This window comes from Natronolimnohabitans sp. A-GB9 (assembly GCF_030848565.1).
Taxonomy (GTDB): domain Archaea; phylum Halobacteriota; class Halobacteria; order Halobacteriales; family Natrialbaceae; genus Natronolimnohabitans.
This window is the reverse complement of the sequence record NZ_JAVDDV010000018.1, coordinates 22,265-42,223: the sequence shown is the minus strand read 5'-3', so window position 1 is coordinate 42,223 and position 19,959 is coordinate 22,265. Positions and strand designations below refer to the sequence as shown.

The window sequence follows — 19,959 nt, the reverse complement described above, 5'->3', positions numbered from 1 at the left end:
TCTTCTGATGCACGGACTGTGATTATCGCTGCAAGTGTTCTGAGATTACCACGGCACGAGGTTGACACACTCCGCGAGTGGAAGCCCCATCGCAGCGCCAGCGACCGTATACAGCGGCCCAAGGATTACGAGAATAACCGCAGACTTCAGCGCTGCTCGCTTGTGCTGTTTGAGGCTCTTTTTTTGCTCGATATTCATCGTGAACATCTCAACGAGTGAATCAGCCTGCCACACGACGACCAAACCCATGATACCGAGAGCGGTCGTGATTTGGAAGAACCCAGAGATCATATCTGGTAGCCCTTCTGCATCACAGACGACACTGTCCTGTGCAAGAACAGGATCAACGGCAACGATCGAGAGCATAACGAAGGCTGCAACCCCACTACGCAGAACTCGCTGTCTGAGGGCACTCGAGTCACTCTGCTCGTCTGGGCTTTGATTCTCCGTTGTCATGGACAGATACGCCTGAAGTAATGTCGATCAGAATCGTGACATGGGTCAGCGAAGGCGGTGCTATCCCTAGAAATACTTTCGCTGGGCTGTGTCGGAGAAAAGAATTTCTCTCTATTCAGTGTGTTTCGCATTTGATTACCGAGAGTTGGTCTATTGAGACCGAGTAAATATCTTCTGTATTTCTTAAATGTATTGTGAAACTAGTGAATCGGATGCTTACTTTTACTAGCGATCAGGAGATTATAAGGATTAAATGAAATTCATATTTTTAGATGTTTTGAGACAGAATATCTACTCGATTTCCCCACAGATTGATGCAGTCGAATCCTTGTGGGGTAACTATGAGCAACGGTCAAGCAAAGCCACCAGCTCCAGACCTGCCAACATACGTTCTTGATCCACTCGAGAGTCATCCCCAGATTAACTTGAGGTACTCAACTTTGCACGTTGAAGTAGGAGCGTGACGTAGGCGGTGGCAAGGACGGATGATGCCGATTACAGACTTCTTGTCGTGTACGCGCGTGTTCGACGAGTTCGAGTCGCTGTCACCAGCACAACGTCATCACGCGAAAACCTACGCCACCGGTCTTGTTGCGGCCAGCAACAAGACCGTGGCGGGTATCGCACGCGAAGTCCTTCCAGCTCAGGGGAAACGCGACCTCAACAAGTTCCTCACCGAGTACGACTGGGACGAACAGGAGTTCAACCACGAACGCCTCGAAGAGCTTCAGAAACACGGTGAAACGCGCTGGTCACAGGACGGCTACATCATCCTCGACGACACGATCACCGAGAAAGCCGGGGACGAAGTCCCCGGCGTCGGCCACTTCTACGATCACGCTGAAGGCGACACTGTCTGGGACCAAGACCTCATCTACGCGTTCTACGCTGACGACAAAACCGCCTATCCGCTCACTTTCCGCCTCTACGAACAGCAAGACGAGAACGACCAAGACCACGACACCAAGTACGATCTCGCCCGCGAGATCATCACCGAACTCGAAGAAGAGGTAGGTGTACCTGCGGACACCTACCTCTTCGACTCGTGGCTCGCTCACGACTCTGGCCTTCCCGAACACATCGAAGCCTACGACAAGGACTGGATCGGCCCGCTCCGGAGCAATCGACAGGCGACCTACGGCGGCGAAGCGATCCGCGTCGATGCGCTTGCAGAGCGCATCGACACGGACGAGCGCGATGTCGCTGACGACACCACCACATCTGGACGAAGAAGCTTCCCGTCTCCCAGTTGGGAGACGTGAAGCTGGTCATCGCCGAGAAAGAGACCGACGAAGATGAAGAGAACCCGGTCAAGTACCTCGCTACGAACAAAATCGACGCACCGACCGAGCACGTGATCCGCTCCTACGGGATGCGATGGCGCATCGAGACGTTCTTCGAGGACTCGAAGCAGGGTCTCGGCCTAGGGGACTGCGAGATGCAGATTAACGAAGGTGCCAGTCGGCACTGGCACCTTCTGATGGCTGCCTACAGTCTCGTTCGTCTTGATTCTGAGTCGAGCGCCTTGGGGACGGTTCGCTCGAAAGCGTCATCGCTTCGAGCGAACCTCGAACACTCCCTGAAGAAAGCCGTGTACAATCTTCTCTCATGGGTTCGAGACAACGATGATCGTGGCGTCGATGACCTTATGGAAGAGATCGACCACCTCTTCGTTTACTCAACCGCTGACGCTAACGTGCAAAGTTGAGATACTCTGTCATCTTCACGGATTCTGCTATCATCTCTGCGAAAAGTAGTGATCAGTTAGTACAGAACTCATCTTTTCAGGGTTTTCTAGGTAGGGGATCCGTTTCAGATCCATTTCCTGAAGGTAGTTATTAGCAGGTGGACCGTCACCACGATACTCAACATGGATATTTGGGTTACAAAACGGAGTAATAAGTGTGAAAAAGCTATGTTCTGCGGATGTGGACGAAATCTCCTCGAGCGGGATTCGCCATTGGACGGCACGGAGGTGAGTGTCGTAGGCGATGAGAGTGTCATCGTAGACACGGTACTCGACATTACCGTATTTAATCCATTGGACCAAGACAGCTCCACCATAGACGACCGCTATCGTAGTTGCAGTCACAGCGATCCAACCCCACGAACTATTGTTGAGCCCGATTAGGGAAAGAGTCACGCCAGCCAGAAAGCTGAACACTAGCGGCCCAAAAACCAATACAAACAATGGAGTTGCCAGAATGAGCGTCGCAGACGTCAATGACCGTCGGTCAGTATGGAAAACGGCGTAAGGATTGGTTGTTGGCATCAAAATTCTTTCAACCTGCCTCTCACAATTCGGATTGAACGTGAGATGCGAAGGACCGATGCCAGCTTCACGTAAATCAAACAAGAGTTTGGGGATTAGTACGATAAGAACGGCAACAGCAACGGTTTCCGAGGACGTAATCGAAATGAATCCGAAAGCGAAAAGACCGACGACTGTGGCGAGCAACCGTTCTCGAGGACGGATAGTCCCCACGGATGCCCGTTCGTAGATACCGTCTGACGCCCACCAAGCGACGATAGCAGCGTGTTTGGCGACAAGTAACAGAATAATTACCGTGAGGCTGGAGTCGAAGCCCCCGGTGGCGGGCCGCCCAACAGGTATCCCGTTGGAATAGTAAGCACCAAGAGTGAAGATTCCGAGAAAGGCCATGATGAACAGAGATCGAATCACGTACGGGAAATTTTGTGGATAAATATTCACAGGAACAAATGGCAGTCTGTAGCAACCACGCTTGTTGATTAGGTGGCCCCCAATCGGAAAGCTGTAGGCATGAAGGCCAGTCTTGTCTGGGGGGTGGCCAACAAATGTTTTTTCAATCGTAGTCCGGGTGACAGCAAGAATTGCATCGATCGCGAAGAGAGCAGCCACACTGATTGGCGACCAACCAAAAGCAGGGATACCAGCGAGAATCGATACGTTCGCTACTAACAGAATTAGTAGCAGTAGCTGATTTCGTTGCATGATCTTTTGCTATAGGTATGACCCTACTACCTTCAAGTATTCTTCATCCCAAATAAAACGACCGATATAATAGGTTATACTACGTCAGCAAACTCCGGCGACTGACCCACAGAACCCTTCCGCTCCAGTTTGAGTGATTTGGCCTGCATCATCAATATAGCCGATCAATTCGGCCACGAAGAACCCACAAGTAGCCGCGAAAATGACCGTCGAAATCATCGCTCCACAAATAGCCGATGCTCCAAATGAAATCGCAACTGCGGTTGAGAGAGCAACAATGGCAATACAGCCAGCACATCCGAAATTGGAATCTGCAAGTTCATCGAACACACCGGCATCCGCTAGATCGAGAACGGTACTTGCAAAGTTGGGATTTATGTTCCGCATAAAGTCCCAAAAGTCACTTCGGGGGAGTTGATCATGAGCTGCAGCAGCGATTTCGATTAATAGCTCCTGTGCGTCTATGATCATCACACCAGCGTTAATAGCTATATCGTCAGCTGCGCCTGAAATTTTTGGTCGTGTCCCAAACTCGTCTAGAGTCGTAACTGACTCCTGTGGAAACAGGGTCACCTCTGGTATCCACCCCGAAGTGACCCATGCACGCCACAATCGACGCGCAAGTTACGGTTAGCATCGACTTAGACAAAACGCTACCGCTTGCCACTCTCGCTGAATCTCTCACAGAGCATCACCTCGAGGCGACGATCCTCGAGGAGCTTGTCAAAAGCCTCGACGAGCGCCTCGTCGAGGCGTACTGTGGGGAGAAACACGCGCGCGGAAACGGCGATTGCCGTTTCCAGCGCGCCGGAACCTCAACACGAACAGCTGTGACAACCGCAGGAGAGCACGAATTCACCCTTCATCACGTCAAAGATACCGCTGCCACCGGTGACAACCCTACCTACTTCCGCCCTCTCGAAGACCTCGTCAAATTCGACGGGCAGCGCATCTATCAAGAGGATATTTCGCTCCAGAGTACCGAACTCGCTACGTCGCTCAGCTTTCGTGATGCCGTCGCCCACGGCGACGGCTTCACTCCGATGCCTTCGAGAACGACGATCAACCGCCGAGTCCGTGAGTACGGCAGCAAACTCGGTGACTTCGTTCGTGATCGCCTTTCTGGGACGAATGCAGACACTGTCGTTCCTGACGGAACGAAGTGTCATAGCCAGGACGATCACTGCACGTACCACGACGTCAACGTCACTCTCGGACAGATCACCGAAGACAACGCGGAAACCACGCTCTTAGACGTCAATGTCAACGAACCGTGGGACGATACAGCAGAAGATCTCGAAGAGAACGAGGCGATCACTGACGACGCGACGGTCGTCAGTGACGCCGAGGAATCCCTCGTCGACGCCTTCGAGACCAGCTATCGATCTCATCAGCTCGATCTCGTTCATGTCGGTCGAACGCTTGGATACAAGCTGTGGAAGGACGGTACCTTTTCGCTCCTTCTCGTCCCTAATACTGGTAAGCATAATCCATAGCCAAGTATTACTATTGAGCTTAACTAAAGACCAATGGCGCGTGCAGTAGTGCTGTCTGTGCGTTCGGTAAAAGGGTACCCTTCCCGCGGGGTAGCCCCCACAACCCCGCGGTATCTGATCTATGGCTCACCCAGGAATGTCATTCTTTCGCATGATAAGATTGGCTGTCGTCCTCGGTTACTCATTCTCTCGCCCTGATCGGTAGTTCCACGGTTCGACTCCGTGGCGGGGTGTCCTCTCCGCTACCAGAATCCTTTCGGCACTCGAGACTGTAGCACAAACTGTCATCTCGGGGTTTCTCCCGAGGGTTCCCTACGACCTCAAGCGGATGGGCTGTGCGGTACTCGGGGTACTTTGAGTGCTGGCCGCGAGGGTTCGGAGACCATTCACGGTGTCGGTGAGAATACTGTTGTAGCAGTATTTGAGTGTGTGATAAATATCTTTCCACGAAACATATTTGCATTCGTGCCGACCTACCACGAGACATGCCATCGATAGACGAACTCAAGAAGATGATTCTTGAGTGTAGCGGAACCGAGTGGGAGTTCTTCGATGATCCGCAAACGTATGTCTATTCCCCAGACCCTCGACTTCGGATCGAACGATACGGTGGTCGCGATGCCCGAATGGATTACAAGCACACGTGGGTTGACCGATATCATCACAGCGAGGATACGGAAATTTGGCAGTTCCGTGTGTACTTCAACGACTCGCCGATCGATCACCTTCACATCCTCAGAATCGATGAACATAGGTGTAAAATGCCGACGCCGAAGACACGGCCAAACATAACCGAGGATCTTGACGGCCGCAAAGACTACAACGAGGTTTCGCTCTCTCGATACCAAGATGGGATCGCGAGGGCCATGACTGGCGAGTGGGAACACTACAAGAACCTAGGAGATATTACAGTTCGCAATGAAGACGGAATCTAGACAGACGTCTACTCCCGAATCTCGTCAATATCCTTCGCCACGTCTTCGGCCTGGATGTCGGTATAAGCCTCGTGTGTCGTCTCGATGGACTTGTGCCGGAGTGCCGACTGTGCAAGCTCTGAGTGGCCCTTTTCGTACAATTCCGCCCCGAGTGCTCGCCGCGCCCCGTGTGGTTGTAGGTACTCGGCGTCGCCCTCGAGTTCGATCCCCGCTTCCTCGGTCAACTGTCGCATGAGTTGTCGACCGGCCTCTTTGGTGATCGCTGGCGGGGCAATGCCCTTCTCGCGACAAATCGCGTCGATGTCGCTGCCGGGTTCGGGCCGTTCGCCCGTGGCGTCTTCGACGGCGCTGTACTTGCTTGCGGCGTGTTCAGTCGGGAACACAGGCCAGTCGTCGATCGGTGGCTCTTGAACACGCTGGAGGCGCTCGAGGGCGTCGTAAGCAGCCTCGGTCAACCCCACGGGGTCGTACTCCCGAGACTTGCCGTACACGAGCATTCGACCGCGCTCGAGGTCGACGTCACTCCACCGAAGGCCGTTGCGCTCGTCGTCGTTGCGGTCTCGAAAAAGTTCCGCGCCACGAACCCCGAGTTCGGCGAGCAAGACGACGATCGTCCGATCTCGGTAGGCGCGTTCTCGCGGGACGTCGATCGTCTCCTCGAGTGCCATCTCGACACGCTCGGTCGCGTAGGCGACGAGCCGTTTGCGCTGTTTGGGTTTCCACACCTGGGTGTCACGGACGGGCTTGTCCTCTGGAAGGAACTCTTCGGCGCGTTCGGTGTCAGCGGGGTTCGTGTCGAGTTGTTCGTCCCGCACGCAAAACGAGAGGAACGCCCGGACGTACTGGAAATAGGTATTCGCCGTCGACCCGGCGATCTCCTCGGCGTCGTGGCGCTTGCGGAGTTCGAAGCCGTAGGTTCGCAGGTCACTCGAGGTGAGGTCGCCGACGGACTCGATTCCCTTGGCATCACAAAACTCGACGAACGACTCGAGGACGGGTTTCATCGCGGCGCGACTCCCACCGGACTCGAGCCCGTAGTTGAGGTAGCGGTCGACCATGTCTTCGACGGACAAACCCTGGGGGTTGCGGCCTCGGGAAGTGGTCGTATCCCCCGAATTTCCTGAATCCATGATTCTCACTTTGGGGTACAGCTTCGACCCTAGTAAATCTACTTGGTCAAACTGGTGTTTAGCCAAGTAAATTCTCAGCGCCGAATTCAGGAGTCACAGACAATGTATGCGAAGATATCCGCTAATACGACGGTCTGTAAATATTATACCGCTATACAAAATTCCCGTCCAGCTAATGGACAGGACCCGCCAATCAGAGAAGTGGAAAAGTAGTTGGTTGCATATGGAAATCATCTCCTAGAGAACGTCAGGCACGTATCTAGTGTCTAGCACTCCTCTTTTCGTGAAAGTAATTAGATAAAGAACAGTTGTGTCGCAAAGCCGTCTACGGTACTTCCCGACTGGTGTGAGAGCTGAAGCTAAAGCGTTGGTCTGATTAGGAAGATGTCTGGCTGTGTGAATGTGTTCAAGATCCCTCAGCCAGACGGTGTTCTTTCGGACTCGGATGTGAAAGATTTAGCGGAAGACGTCATCCGTCAGCTCCCTTTGCCAGGGATCGAGGGGTCGCCCCTCGATCCCGGCGATATCTGGGCTGTTGTCATTCTTGCAGCAGTCAACCAGACATCCATCTGGGAGACGTGCAAGGACAACGATAACGCACCCTGTGATGATACTGTCATGGATTGGCTCCATACGCTCAACCGGGAGTGGCTTGAGCGGGTTGCTAACCACCTTCTTCGGGAGGTAGCGATGACGATCCTCGACCCTGATCGGTCGAGGATCGTCTCCATCGACTTCGTCGATAACCCCTATCACGGAACGTACGCCGATCAAGAAGGTGAACTCTGTCGCATGCACGCGAAAGACGGAACAACGACGTGTCACCGGTACTGTACCGCGTATCTCGTCTCGAACGGGAAGCCGGTGACGTTGGCCATGACGTACGTCCGGAGTGACGAGAAGGAGGCCGACGCGGTCGAGCGCGTCCTCGACCGCGTCGAAGCCTATCCCTTCGAGATAGAGCTGCTCTTGGCTGATCGTGGCTTCTACAACGAACGTATCCTGCGTCGTTCGCGGGAGATTGCTGCGACTGTCGTACCCGTCCAAAAGAAGGGCAAGCGCATGAGGAAGAAGCTGGATACGCACCGCTCGTACATGACGACCTATCGGATGTACAAAGGCCGCGAGCGGGAACTAAAATTCCCGCTCGCGGTCGCTGTCTCCTATCACGCCGGAGATCGCGGGAAAAGCGGCGAAGTCGTTCGAGGTTATGTGGCGTGCGATCTGGCCGATCGCACGCCGAAGCAAGTCGAACGACTCTACCGAAAACGGTCAGCAATCGAGACAAGCTACCGTGTATTCCGCCAAGCACGGGTGGTAACGACGACACAAGACCCAATCATCCGCTTTGCGTTCGTTCTGGTTGGATTCCTGTTGGAGAACCTCTGGCTTGTGCTTCGATGGGCGGTCGTCGCCCGCCCACGGCGGGGCGGGCGCGACCTGCCCGAGGAATTCACGTTCAAGACCTTCTCTGACTGGATCAGACACGCGTTAGAGGAAGAGTTAGAGCGAACATGGGAGATTGAGATGAACGGCGTCGGTGTGCCAGAAGCGTACGCATCGGCCGCGGGCTGACGCCAGCCCGCGGCCTTGGGCAAGGTCTGGTGAGCAACAGCATTCGCCTAGAACAGCGGATCTCAGCCTTCTTACCGCGGGTTCCTTCACCTGTGAACTCTATTTCGTCCTTCACTCAGCTACCACACCAGCGTTTGCTCCAGTTTCCCATGACTCAGCACCGCTCACGAAGCGACCTTCGGGAAGTACCGATATTATGGTTAATCGTTGCAAAGGAAATGCATGTGCAACGAACCAAGGATTAGCGCGTACTGTTACTGTATCTCTTCATCGACTGGCTCTCCGTCAACGCTTGCAGATTCGTCACGGAGTGACGCTATGTGACTATCCCACATAGGGTAGACCATCCCATGGCCAACGCAACACCATCATCAGTTTCAGAAGACGTCATCCAGGATCTGACGGAGCGATTCTACGGTGAGGTAGTACTCCCCGACGATGATGGCTACGACGATGCCCGAGAGGTGTGGAACGGGATGATCGAGAAGTATCCCGTCATAATCGCCTATTGTTCGGGAACCGCCGACGTCATCAGTGCGGTGAATTTCGCCCGAGAGAACGACCTCCTCGTGGCAGTTCGGAGCGGCGGTCACAACGTGGCTGGAAGCGCAGTCTGCGACGACGGGATGGTTATCGATCTCTCAGAGATGAACGGTGTCTGGGTGGACCCCGACGAACGGACTGCGTGGGTTCAGGCAGGTGCAACGCTGGGCGATGTCGACCACGAGACGCAGGCGTTCGGACTGGCAACACCCCTCGGAGTCGTCTCTGATACTGGGGTCGCAGGGCTCACCCTCGGCGGAGGGATCGGTCATCTCCGGAACAAATACGGATTGAGCTGTGACAACCTCGCGTCCGTCGATATCGTCACCGCGGATGGCGAGCACCGCACCGCCAGCGAAGACCAGAACGAGGAACTCTTCTGGGGGCTACGCGGCGGCGGTGGCACATTCGGGATCGTGACGGGATTCGAGTTTGACCTGCATTCGGTTGGGCCAGAGGTGGCCACCGGATTTGTGGTCTATCCTGGGGATCTCGCTGTAGAGGTGCTGCGTGCATTCCGAGACTACGAGGAGTCGGCACCGAACGAGCTCACTACACTCGTTTCCTCGGGAGTGTTCCCCGAAGAGGAACTCTTCCCAGCAGACGTGGTCGACGAGTTCAAGATCGCCATACTGGGGATGTACGCGGACGCACCTGAAGAAGGTGAAACCGTTATCGAGCCACTGCGGGAGCTAGGCGAGCCACTGGCGGACTTCAGCGGCAAAATTCCCTACACGGAATTCCAACAACTGTTCGACGAAGACTATCCCGACGGCATGCGATACTACTGGAAATCGTTGTATCTCGAATCGCTCTCCGACGATGTCATCGACCGCAGTATCGAGTGGGCGGAGGCGGCCCCGTCACCGCTCTCGACGGTCGACGTCTGGCCATTGGGTGGTACGATCACCGACGTCGGTCTCGAGGAAAGCGCCTTCGCCGGTCGGGAGGCCCCGTATCTCCTCGGCGTGGAGGCAAACTGGGAGGTCCCCGGGCAAGATGAGACGAACATAGCGTGGGCACGCGACTGTCTGGATGACATGCGGCAGTTCTCCGACGGCTCGGTGTATCTCAACTTCCCGGGATTCTACGAGGACAGCGACGAGATGCTAGAAACGACGTTCGGCGATGCATACGACCGGCTGGTCGCGCTAAAAGGCGAGTACGATCCGACAAGCTTCTTCAGCTCAAATCAGAACACCGAGCCGACGATGGAGTGATCCGACCGCTCCTCCCGTCTCTCTCGGCCCGATGGATACAGGGCGCATGTCTCGTGTCGACCGGTTCTTTTCATACGGACTGCTGTAGTCAACTACTGCCGACCGCCGACCCCGGATCTAGCGATCGGCGGTAACTGTCTCGAGATCAGATGAGGCTACGGCAAGCGACCACGACAACACGACCACTTGGGGTTCGGTTTGCCGATAGCTTTTACACCACATTTCTCGTGTGTGATATTATGGCGTACATCATTCGGATGCCGAAACTCGGTCTCGAGATGGAACGTGGAGTTCTTCTCGAGTGGCACGTCGAGAAACAGGAGTCCGTCGAAGAAGGGGAGTTGGTCGCCGAAGTCGAGTCCGAGAAGAGCGTCGGGGAAGTCGAAGCCAGGGAGGACGGCGTCCTCCGGCGCACCTATCTCGAGGAGGGAGAAGCGGTACCACCCGGGACGCCGATCGGGATCGTCGCGCCGACCGACGCGGAAATCGACGATCTCGAGGCGGAAGCGAAGGCGGACCTCGAAGGGGAAAAAGCAGCCGACGCCGAGAAACCCACAGAGGCCGAGCCTGAGACAGGGGGCGGCGACGCCGCTGGCGGTGGCGCCGAAACCAGCACGACGAGCGATGACATGCGTGTCTCCCCACGCGCGCGAAAGCGCGCAGAGGAGCTCGGCGTGGATCTTACGACCGTCGAAGGAACGGGCTATCAGGGCGCGATCACGGAAGAGGACGTAGAAGCCACAGCCGAAGAAGCGGCCGGAGCAGTGGCGGCAGCCGGTGGCAGAACGCTCGCTGAAGAACGCCCGTTCGACGGCATGCGTCAAACGATCGCTTCGCGGCTGAGCGAAAGCTACCGCGAGGCCGTCCACGTGACCGTTCATCGCGAGGCCGACGCCGAGGACCTGTTTGCTGCTGTCGATGCCGCAGACGACGCCCTCGAGGCCGACGTCTCCGTTCAAGACGTGCTCTTGCTCGCGGTGTCGGCGACGCTCGAGGACCATCCCGCGTTCAACGCCACCTTCGAGGACGATACCCACCGCATCTGGGAGGAACACAACCTCGGGATCGCGGTCGACGTCGAACAGGGGTTGATCGCGCCGGTGCTGCGCGACGTCGAATCGAAATCGCTGTCCGAACTCTCCGAAGAGCGTCGCACTCTCGTCGACGACGCTCTGGGCGGAGAGTACACGATGGACGACCTGCGCGGTGGGACGTTCACGGTGACGAACCTCGGTGTGCTCGGGGTCGAATCGTTCGATCCGGTCATCAACCCGCCGCAGGTCGCGATACTGGGAGTCGACGCGGTCGAAGAGCGACCGGTGCGCGGCGGGGGCAGCGAAGCCGGCGGCGAGGCCCTCGAGTGGCGCCGCCATCTCCCGCTCGACCTTTCGTTCGACCACCGCGTCGTCGACGGCGCCGACGCTGCCCGTTTCCTCGGGACGCTCGTCGACAACCTCGAGGAGCCGTGGGATCTGCTGCCAGCGGACATCGACCGGAGCGGACGAGAGCGAGGGGAAAGCGAGGAGGAGATGCCCGGACGCACCGTCACCGCGACGAATCCCGACGGCATGCACGGCCGGATCGACGCGGGGTCTTTCGAGTGGCAGTACGACGAACCCGAAGACAGCGGCGGCACCGAAACCGGTCCGACGCCCGTCGACGTCTTCCTCGGCGGACTCGCCTCCTGTCTCTCCCTGAGCACGCGCTACCAGGCCAAGAAGCGCGACGCCGAGATCGGGGAGATCTCGGTGACGACTGATGCCGACCCCGAGCACGGCTCGGTGGAATCGATCGAGGCGACGATCCACCTCGAGACCGACGCGGACGACGAGACCGTCGAACGGATCGTCGAACTCGGCGAGCGGGGCTGTCACGTCTCGCAGTTGCTTCGGGAGGATCTGGAACTGGACCTTTCGTGGGACCGTCAGTAACATCCAGACGGACAGGTCGATCCGTTTCCTCGGCCTGCAGTTCCTGCGCTCGATTCTACAGTCTCGAGTTTCGAGTCGCAACTACTCCCGTGCCGAAGACGCTGTCTCGACGTCGAATCCGCCACGTCGCGCTCCGACTGCGAGTGTCCGCTCGACGTCGACGAGTCGCGGTCCCGCCTTGAGTGGGCACAGTTCGACCGTCGCGTCAGTGGTCTCGAGTTCGCGCTCACCATCGGCTCCGACAACGCCGTCGGGGACCTCGAACAAGACCGAGTCGCCGGGCTCGAGTCGCTCCCACGACTCGACGCCGACCGTCGCGAGGACGCCGGGTGCGACGACCGCTCGGACGGTCCGTTCGGCTGTGTCGGGATCGTCGAGTCGGACGGCGACACCGCCGGGATCGTCGCCGACCACGGGTTCGGACATGACCGCGCCGGCGACCGCCGACAGACCGACGTCGCCCGGATGTGCACGAGAGACGACGCCGCCCCGTAGATCGGCAGGATCGAGCAGGGCACGTGTACCGACGAACGACCGTGACGATATTTCGGCCGAGACGAGCGCAGTTAGTCGACTCCCGTCGGCTGTTCCGGAGGATCGAACCGTCGCTTCGACCGTTCCATGTCGTGTCGTTACGTCGTCTGCCGGTACCGCGCCCGTCGCAACGAGGCCAGCCGCGACGCCCGCGAGAGTCCCGTCAACCGGCGACGGAACGACGGTGTTCGTCCCCGTCGCAACTGCGACGATCGGCACCGAACCGCTCTCGAGCGCCACGTCTCGTGTCGTTCCGTCGCCGCCGAGGACGACGATGGTGTCTGTCTCCTCACGGAAGCGAGCCGCTGCAGTTCGGGTGTCGGCCGCCGACCCCTCGAGAGTCATCTCGAGGATCTCCGCCGGGAACGCGTCGGCGGCAACGTCAGACTCCGCTAGAGCGTCGCGGGCGATGCCGGCCCGGGACGGCATCGCGGCTACCTCGATCCCGTCGGCAGCGACCGTCAGCCCCTCGAGGACGCACTCGGCGATGCGGCGTTTCGCGTAGTTGTCGACGACGCTCGCTCCGCCGGTGAGTCGGCGGACGTCCCTGCCTGCGGCCGGGTTGACGACGAGCCCGACGCGGGCCCGATCCGAATCGGGATCGCGGTCGGACTCGGAGTCCGCACTGGAGTCGGAATCGGACGACGCCACGCTACGAGATCCGCTCGATCGCCGCCCGCACGTCGTCCCCGTCGGGCAGGACCTCGTTCTCGAGCGGTGGACTAAACGGCATGTGCGTGTCCGGGGTTCCGACCCGCTGAATCGGCGCGTCGAGGCTAAAGAACGCCTCTTCTTGGACCCGCGCGACGATCTCGGCGTGGGTACCGTAGGAGAGCGGGCTCTCGTCGGCGACGATCAGCCGCCCGGTCTTGCGGACGCTCTCGACGATCGTCTCGGTGTCTAGCGGATACAGCGATCGCGGATCGATCACTTCGACCTCGAGACCGAACTCGTCCGCGATGCTTTCGGCGGTCTGAAGGCTCTCGCCGACGAGTCGCTGGGTAGCGACGACGGTGACGTCGTCGCCCTCGCGTTCGATCGCCGCCTCACCGATCGGGGCGGTATAATCTTCGTCGGTCGGAACCTGCCCGGTCTGCTCGTAGATCATCTTGTTCTCGAAGACGAAAACCGGGTCGTTCGACCGGATCGCGGCTTTCGTCAACCCTTTCGCGGCCGCGGCGGTTCCGGGTGCGACGGCTTTCAGGCCGGGGAAATGAGCCATCCAGGTGTGGACCGTCCCCGAGTGCTGGCTTGCGGCACCCATGCCGCCGCCCTCGGTCGTCCGGACGGTGACCGGCATCTCGGCCTTCCCGCCGAACATATAACGCATCTTCGCCATCTGGTTCATGATCTGTTCCATCGCGACGCCGCTGAAGTCCGAGAACATCAGTTCCACGACCGGCCGCGTCCCGGTCGCTGCCGCGCCCGTCGCGGCGCCGGTGAAGCCGGCCTCGCTGATCGGCGTGTCCTTGATCCGTTCGTCGCCGAACTCCTCGTAGAGGTCGCCGGTCACCTCGAGGACACCGCCAAACTCGCCGATGTCCTCGCCGATGAGGAAGACGTCCTCGTCGCGCTCGAGTTCCTCCCGCAGCGCCTGGCGGATCGCCTCTCTGACGGTCAGTTCCTCCGTTTCGGTCTCGAGTTCGCGTTCGACCTGTGCAGTCATTATCGGTCACCTCCTGGGGTTCCCCCGTCGGTTCGAGCGGCAGTCGCGAATCGTTCGATCTCCGGCGGTATTTCGCCGAACATGTCGTCGTAGGCCTCGTGTGGCTCCGGCGGCGTGGCGTCCTGGGCGTAGTCGACAGCGTCCTGAATTTTCGCCTCGACTTCGGTTTGTAGCTCCTCGAACTCCGCTTCGGTCAGTTCGTCCCGGTCGATCAATCGTTCCGTGAACGAGTCGATCGGATCTCGGTCTTTCCAGCGCTCGATCTCTGCCTCGTCGCGGTACGGTTCTTCGTCCCCTTCGTAGTGGCCGCGATACCGGTAGGTCTCGGCTTCCACGAGCGTCGGACCGTTCCCGTTTCGCGCTCGCGATCTGGCTTCGTCGACGGCCTCGGCGACTGCGGTGACGTCCATCCCATCGACGGTCAGCCCCGGAATGTCGTACGCCTGGGCCGTGTCACTCAGATTGTCGACGTTGTGCTGGTCCTCGACCGGCGTCCCCTCACCGTACTGGTTGTTCTCGACGACGAACACAACCGGCAGGTCCCACGTCGCTGCGAGGTTCATCGCCTCGTGGACTTGGCCCTGCGCGACCGCGCCATCCCCGAGGAAGCTGACGGCGATCTGGTCGCGGTCGTCGTAGTCGATCGACAACGCCGCACCCGTCGCTAGCGGCGGGCCTGCGCCGACGATCCCGTTTGCGCCGAGCATGCCGGCATCGACGTCCGCGATGTGCATCGAGCCGCCTTTCCCGTTACAGTAGCCTTCGGCCTTGCCGTACAGTTCGGCCATCATGTACTTCGGATCGAGTCCTTTCGCGATGCAGTGGCCGTGTCCCCGGTGGGTGCTCGCGATGTAGTCGTCGGGGTCCAGGGCTGCGCAGGTGCCGACACCGACTGCCTCCTCGCCGATATAGAGGTGGACGAACCCAGGTATTTCTCCGTCCGCGAATCTATCCCCCGCCTCCTCGTCGAACGCTCGGATCAGCAGCATCCGGCGCAACGCCTCTACTCGTCCCTCCGAACTCTCGAGATTGTAATTTGCCATGCGGTAACATAGATCTACGACGGCAATCAATATATGTGCTATGGACACCCACACAGACGTTGCTCATACTGCTGGACAGCAGTCAGTGAGCCGTCGGTCGCGAATTCACGGCCGTCACCGGCGACGACGGCCGCAGTCGTGTGGCCGACAATGACTCGTGCTGTCCGACAGTATCAAACGCAGAACATGAACGGTTTGATCAGTGCGACCCTGTCACCGTTCTCGAGTTCGGTATCGAATCCATCGTAGTGTTCGTTGAATCGCCCGTTTATACAGACGCGAGCGAACGGTCTCGTCTGTTCACCTTCCGGGTTCTTCCGCCACGTACCGGGGAGTTCGTCCGGCGTCGGCGCCCATCCCGGTGCCGTCGCATCGGCTTCTGTCTCGGCGATCAGGAGGTCCTCGACGTCGTACTCCTCGAAGAACGCCATCAGGAAATCCTTTAGCGTGGTTCCCCCGAACGTGAACTCGAGTTCGTGCGTACCGATCGCGTCACGAACGTGACCAGTACAACGGACGTCGACGGTCGTCGTAGTGGTCGCCTGATCGCGAGTCGTGGAAGTCATGCTACTCATATCGCTAGTACTCGCTCGATCAAAGAAAGACCCTTCCCGAACATGTTTGTCTCGAGACGGCTCCGATCGAGGGAGTACGTGGATACCGATCGCAGCCATTCCCAGACCACGTCGGTCCCCGCCACGTCACGGATCTCACGCACGTCGCTCACATCCGACCCGCACGCCCGTCTGTCCGGTCGGGTGTACACTGCCGTTTACTCGGCGGATCTCCGTGGTCAGTCCTGGATTAGACGGACTCGAAGGAACTGGATTCGAGAACCCCCGTTCGAGGTCCTCGAGAGCGGCGTTGGTGTCCGATTATCCGTGGTATCTCGGGTCGACGCGCACACGAACGAAGTACACTCGTGGCGATCGGCGAGGCGTTTCCAGGCTCGAAACGCTTCTCGCCCCACTCGTCGAAGTGAGCATTCGAGCGATGATGCCAGTGGTTGGGGTGGATGAACACCGGGAGGCGAGATCGACGAAATCACTCCTCGAGAGTGACTGTGCCCGTGAAAACCGGGAGTTTCGGTTGCATTCCTCGATCTTGTTCACTCACGACAGCGGCTCCAGTTGTGGGTAAGAGACAGGACTTCAGTCGTGGGTAGCTCAATGATACGCGCTCCAGGCACCTGTCGTTCGTGACGGGATATTTCCCAGCGGGAACCACCAGCCGTTCTGTCCCTCGACGTGTGACAGTTGTTCAAACACTTCGCCGCCAGCTACAGTTCTTTTATAAATTATATTACGTTCGTATGAGTGTAACGAGTACGAATACGTTCGCCGAAGAGTAGATCGCAGGGATCTACAGAAAAGACAGGCCGAGTGCCTCGGGGCTTGACTCCGGGGCGGTTCACGGATCCGTCGTTCACGGATGAAAAAGACGAGAACAGGTACGCGACTGCGGCCGCGATTTCTGCGGGTTGTGCCGATGGTCTCATCGAAATCCGCTCTCTCGTTTCCTCGTCTCCGTCGCAACTATACTGCCGGACAGTAGCCACTGAAGCGGGTTCACCGGATAGGAGCAGCGAACGCTCACGATAGTTCTGCATACGGTCTACTGTAGTCATACTGTCGGACAGTACGATCCGGATCGGCTGGAGAGTGGTCGGTTACTCCAGAGACGGGAGACGATCACGCAGACGTCGAATGGCTGCGTCGCCCGCTGGTGTGTTTCCGAGGTCTGTCGGCCTTCCGAAGAGCCGATGGCGGTAGTCACTCTGTTCTGTCCGATTGCGCCGGACAGCGTCGGGTTAGCGTCTTCGATCCATAGCCGTACACCACGCCGACGACTACTAGCAGCGTCAGCACGCCCAACTCGGCCTGGTAGGTTCCCATCATGAAAAACAGCGGGACGTGCCAAGCGGCCCAGACGACGCCGAGGATCAGGCTCGCCCCTAACGCGTTCCAGCGCGCCTGGAGCCCGTCGAGTGCGTATCCGCGCCACCCCAGTTCTTCCGGCAATGGGCCGAACATCAACATGAAAACCACGTACGGGAGAATCGATACCGGATCGGCAGCCAACTCGGCAGCTCGCTCGAACGCCGGAACCGTGTCGCCGGCCAGGACGCCCAGTAGTAGTGCCAGGCCGTTCAGGGTCGGAACGAGCAGGAAGATCACGGCATACCAGCGTAGACCGATCCGCCGAACATCGACGAGTCGTCGCCAGTAGTCACGCCGGTGTCTCTCCTCGGCGACCCAGAAGAGCAAGAAGATCGCTGCACCTGGAACGCCGAGTCCGCCGGCGGCAAACAGAATCACCCCCGGCATTACGAATGGGTCGTATTCGAGTGCGATCAGTGGTATCCAAAAGAGGTACGAGACGCCAAACGCGATGGCGAAAAACTGCCACGGATTCGAGTACTCGAAGAACTCCGGATCCACGTCCGGGGACGCGACGAGGGAGATGGTCGACGTCTCGCTTGCCGTTTCGTCGCCAGCGCTGTCGTTGGTCACGTCGATTCACCTCTGTCTGTTTTGGGAAACAGGACCGTCACCAACAGTAGAACGACGACTGCCGACAGCGCCAGTCCAACCCACTCGGCGATCACGGGCAGGAAGAACGCGACGGTTTCCCGACCGAGGGCCCACCAGAGCCCGAACGTTACGACTGCGAGGCCGCCAAGGACTGCACGAGCGGTGCGGTCGCGGTCGGATAGCGGGGCGAACGTTCGCGTCCCCGCGACGACTCCATACCCGAGTCGGAGAGCGAGACCGGCCGCAACGCCGACGAGAATCCAGACTGGGAGGCGGATCCATCGCCTCGCACGCGTCAGTGACACGGCAGGGAGACCGCTTCGGTCCGACCACACCTCGACGACGTCGGCGATAAGCTGCACACTCCGTTCACTGTTCGTGAGGACGACGATACCGTCACCGGTCCCGGGGGTGGTATGGAACCAGTGCCACGAGCCGGCGCCCTGTCCGCCGTTCATCACCGCTCGCTCCCCGTCGGAGAGCGTTTCGACGAAGTGACCGAGCCCCGCGCCGTCGCTTGCGAGGCTGTAGAACCCAGTCGCTCCGACAGTCGGAGCGTAGATCTCGGCGACGCTGTCTGGAGCGAGCACGCCCCGCCCCACCGGTTCCCCACTCGCCTCCGTGCCAGCGGCGACGAAGCGGGCAATATCTTCGGCGGTCGCGTACAGTGCACTGGGGGCTTTAGCGGGACCGTGTGACAGAGGGACCGGTGTTCCATCAACGAAGTGCTCCGTCGCCAACTCCGAACGGAGTCGTTCGGTTGTATCGAAGGTGGCTCCGTCCATTCCCAGCGGCTCCAGAATTTCTTCGTTTATGTACGCCGTGAAGTCCTGCCCCGTAACGTCCTCGATTAGGAGTTCCAACAGCGCGTAACCGGGATTCGAGTACCGGAACTCGCCGGGTTCGTCGGTCGGTCGAGCCGCCGGCCCGCCCGCGTTTCCGGACAGCGCCTCCCGGAGCGACGGCGGCTCTTCGTCCAGTGGGACGCCCTCGTATACGCCCGCTGGCAACCCGCCACTGTGGCTGAGTACTCGCCGTACGGTAACCGCCTCCCACGAATACTCGGCGTCCGGACGCTCCCAGCTCGTGAGGTGCTGGCCAACTGGCTCGTCGAGTGCGATCTCATCCTGCTCGACGAGCTTCAACACCGCCCATGCAGTGATCGACTTCGTGATGGATTGCACCCGGAACGGGGTGTCCTCGCTCATCGGGCGTCCTTCCGCGGGGGAAGCGCTGCCGTAGGCGCCGCTCCAGGTCACCTCGCCGTCCTCGACCACGGCGATCGACGCCCCCGGCACGTCGTATCGGTCGAGCAAGTCCGGAACGTGCTCGTCGAGGTGCGTCGAGAGCGGCTCGTCGGCTGATACTTCTCTTATGACAGCCCCGAACTGCCCGGAGAGAGCGCCGACTGCTCCAACGAGAGGAACGGCGAGCAACCCACGGCGAGTAGTAGAGGCGGTTTCCGAGCGATCCAGTGTCATAGTACTGCTTGTACGGATTGACTGAAAAGCACCGCCGTTATTCCGATAGTAGCCACTGAAAGTTACTACGAGCCAATCACACGAAGCTGTGCGATCGATGTGCAAACAGTTTCAGGTGTTACTATATTACAAGAGAACCCGTGATTGTGGATAAATAACTGTATATGAACATGTGGAAGTAGGACAGTTTCGGTTTCACGTGATAATAACCTATTGAACAATACTATTGTAATTTTCCTATGAAGTATTAGTATTCCTTTCCATAACTGGGGTTTATTGATTTCTCCACCGATTGTGTGACTGTGACAACTATTGCGCTAACGATACTGGCAAGGACACGCGTCAAGATCGGTAGCTGCGGATGTGCACGCGCGTCTCCTTGCACGAGAGTGGACGGCGTTGCGCTGTCTACGGGTGACGTGATAGACGCCACGGAGAAAT

At 58.5% G+C, this 19,959-nt stretch carries 14 protein-coding genes and 2 pseudogenes; 6 read left to right on the top strand and 10 right to left on the bottom strand.

Going from position 1 to position 19,959, the window contains the following annotated elements; all coding sequences use genetic code 11:
• Positions 1-45: 45 nt before the first annotated feature.
• Positions 46-366, bottom strand: coding sequence for a hypothetical protein (locus RBH26_RS17105; RefSeq protein WP_306759614.1), 321 nt, complete (start codon positions 364-366; stop codon positions 46-48).
• A gap of 575 nt (positions 367-941) precedes the next feature.
• Between RBH26_RS17105 and RBH26_RS17100 the strand changes: the two are divergent.
• Positions 942-2,164, top strand: a pseudogene (locus RBH26_RS17100) (IS701 family transposase).
• Between the two features lie 30 nt (positions 2,165-2,194).
• On the opposite strand, the gene RBH26_RS17095 reads toward RBH26_RS17100, so the two are convergent.
• Both RBH26_RS17095 and RBH26_RS17090 read right to left on the bottom strand, forming a co-directional pair.
• Positions 2,195-3,430, bottom strand: a complete 1,236-nt coding sequence (locus tag RBH26_RS17095) for a DUF6498-containing protein (protein WP_306759597.1) — start codon at positions 3,428-3,430, stop codon at positions 2,195-2,197.
• Positions 3,431-3,514: 84 nt separating this feature from the next.
• Positions 3,515-4,003: a hypothetical protein gene (locus RBH26_RS17090; protein WP_306759596.1), complete on the bottom strand. Its 489-nt coding sequence runs from the start codon at positions 4,001-4,003 to the stop codon at positions 3,515-3,517.
• Between the two features lie 26 nt (positions 4,004-4,029).
• Here RBH26_RS17090 and RBH26_RS17085 point away from each other — a divergent pair.
• Both RBH26_RS17085 and RBH26_RS17080 read left to right on the top strand, forming a co-directional pair.
• Positions 4,030-4,890 (top strand): annotated as a pseudogene (locus tag RBH26_RS17085) (ISH6 family transposase); the annotation flags it as partial.
• 521 nt (positions 4,891-5,411) lie between these two features.
• The gene (locus RBH26_RS17080; protein ID WP_306759595.1) at positions 5,412-5,861 is read left to right on the top strand and encodes a hypothetical protein; all 450 of its coding nucleotides are present in this window, start codon (positions 5,412-5,414) and stop codon (positions 5,859-5,861) included.
• A gap of 8 nt (positions 5,862-5,869) precedes the next feature.
• On the opposite strand, the gene RBH26_RS17075 is transcribed toward RBH26_RS17080, so the two are convergent.
• On the bottom strand, positions 5,870-6,991 hold the full coding sequence (locus tag RBH26_RS17075; RefSeq protein WP_306759594.1) for a tyrosine-type recombinase/integrase: 1,122 nt from the start codon (positions 6,989-6,991) through the stop codon (positions 5,870-5,872).
• Between the two features lie 402 nt (positions 6,992-7,393).
• Here RBH26_RS17075 and RBH26_RS17070 point away from each other — a divergent pair, with 402 nt between their 5' ends.
• The 3 genes from RBH26_RS17070 (at position 7,394) to RBH26_RS17060 (ending at position 12,260) form a co-directional block, all read left to right on the top strand.
• A complete protein-coding gene (locus RBH26_RS17070; protein WP_306759613.1) occupies positions 7,394-8,566 on the top strand; it encodes an ISH3 family transposase in 1,173 nt (390 codons plus the stop codon).
• 350 nt (positions 8,567-8,916) lie between these two features.
• Positions 8,917-10,329 (top strand): FAD-binding oxidoreductase, encoded by a 1,413-nt coding sequence (locus RBH26_RS17065; protein ID WP_306759593.1) that lies wholly within the window; start codon positions 8,917-8,919, stop codon positions 10,327-10,329.
• Between the two features lie 239 nt (positions 10,330-10,568).
• On the top strand, positions 10,569-12,260 hold the full coding sequence (locus RBH26_RS17060; protein ID WP_306759592.1) for a 2-oxo acid dehydrogenase subunit E2: 1,692 nt from the start codon (positions 10,569-10,571) through the stop codon (positions 12,258-12,260).
• A gap of 81 nt (positions 12,261-12,341) precedes the next feature.
• Here the strand turns inward: RBH26_RS17060 and RBH26_RS17055 are convergent, their stop codons facing one another.
• From RBH26_RS17055 to RBH26_RS17030, 6 genes are all read right to left on the bottom strand, one after another.
• Positions 12,342-13,445, bottom strand: coding sequence for an NAD(+)/NADH kinase (locus tag RBH26_RS17055; protein ID WP_306759591.1), 1,104 nt, complete (start codon positions 13,443-13,445; stop codon positions 12,342-12,344).
• A 1-nt stretch (position 13,446) separates the two neighbouring features.
• A complete protein-coding gene (locus RBH26_RS17050) occupies positions 13,447-14,460 on the bottom strand; it encodes a pyruvate dehydrogenase complex E1 component subunit beta (protein WP_306759590.1) in 1,014 nt (337 codons plus the stop codon).
• Complete coding sequence (locus RBH26_RS17045; RefSeq protein ID WP_306759589.1) at positions 14,460-15,503, bottom strand: thiamine pyrophosphate-dependent dehydrogenase E1 component subunit alpha; 1,044 nt, start codon at positions 15,501-15,503, stop codon at positions 14,460-14,462. The genes RBH26_RS17050 and RBH26_RS17045 overlap by 1 nt, the downstream gene beginning before the upstream one ends.
• A gap of 173 nt (positions 15,504-15,676) precedes the next feature.
• Entirely contained in the window at positions 15,677-16,078 is a 402-nt protein-coding gene (locus RBH26_RS17040; protein ID WP_306759588.1) for a MoaD/ThiS family protein, read from the bottom strand.
• 1,197 nt (positions 16,079-17,275) lie between these two features.
• A complete protein-coding gene (locus tag RBH26_RS17035; protein ID WP_306759587.1) occupies positions 17,276-18,016 on the bottom strand; it encodes a CPBP family intramembrane glutamic endopeptidase in 741 nt (246 codons plus the stop codon).
• Positions 18,013-19,518: a serine hydrolase domain-containing protein gene (locus tag RBH26_RS17030; protein ID WP_306759586.1), complete on the bottom strand. Its 1,506-nt coding sequence runs from the start codon at positions 19,516-19,518 to the stop codon at positions 18,013-18,015. The genes RBH26_RS17035 and RBH26_RS17030 overlap by 4 nt, the downstream gene beginning before the upstream one ends.
• Positions 19,519-19,959 lie beyond the last annotated feature (441 nt).

Coding starts and splice junctions, on each gene's coding strand:
- RBH26_RS17105 (WP_306759614.1), bottom strand. CDS start 366: ATGCTCTCGATCGTTGCCGTTGATCCTGTTCTTGCACAGGACAGTGTC.
- RBH26_RS17095 (WP_306759597.1), bottom strand. CDS start 3,430: ATGCAACGAAATCAGCTACTGCTACTAATTCTGTTAGTAGCGAACGTA.
- RBH26_RS17080 (WP_306759595.1), top strand. CDS start 5,412: ATGCCATCGATAGACGAACTCAAGAAGATGATTCTTGAGTGTAGCGGA.
- RBH26_RS17075 (WP_306759594.1), bottom strand. CDS start 6,991: ATGGATTCAGGAAATTCGGGGGATACGACCACTTCCCGAGGCCGCAAC.
- RBH26_RS17065 (WP_306759593.1), top strand. CDS start 8,917: ATGGCCAACGCAACACCATCATCAGTTTCAGAAGACGTCATCCAGGAT.
- RBH26_RS17060 (WP_306759592.1), top strand. CDS start 10,569: ATGGCGTACATCATTCGGATGCCGAAACTCGGTCTCGAGATGGAACGT.
- RBH26_RS17050 (WP_306759590.1), bottom strand. CDS start 14,460: ATGACTGCACAGGTCGAACGCGAACTCGAGACCGAAACGGAGGAACTG.
- RBH26_RS17045 (WP_306759589.1), bottom strand. CDS start 15,503: ATGGCAAATTACAATCTCGAGAGTTCGGAGGGACGAGTAGAGGCGTTG.
- RBH26_RS17040 (WP_306759588.1), bottom strand. CDS start 16,078: ATGAGTAGCATGACTTCCACGACTCGCGATCAGGCGACCACTACGACG.
- RBH26_RS17030 (WP_306759586.1), bottom strand. CDS start 19,518: ATGACACTGGATCGCTCGGAAACCGCCTCTACTACTCGCCGTGGGTTG.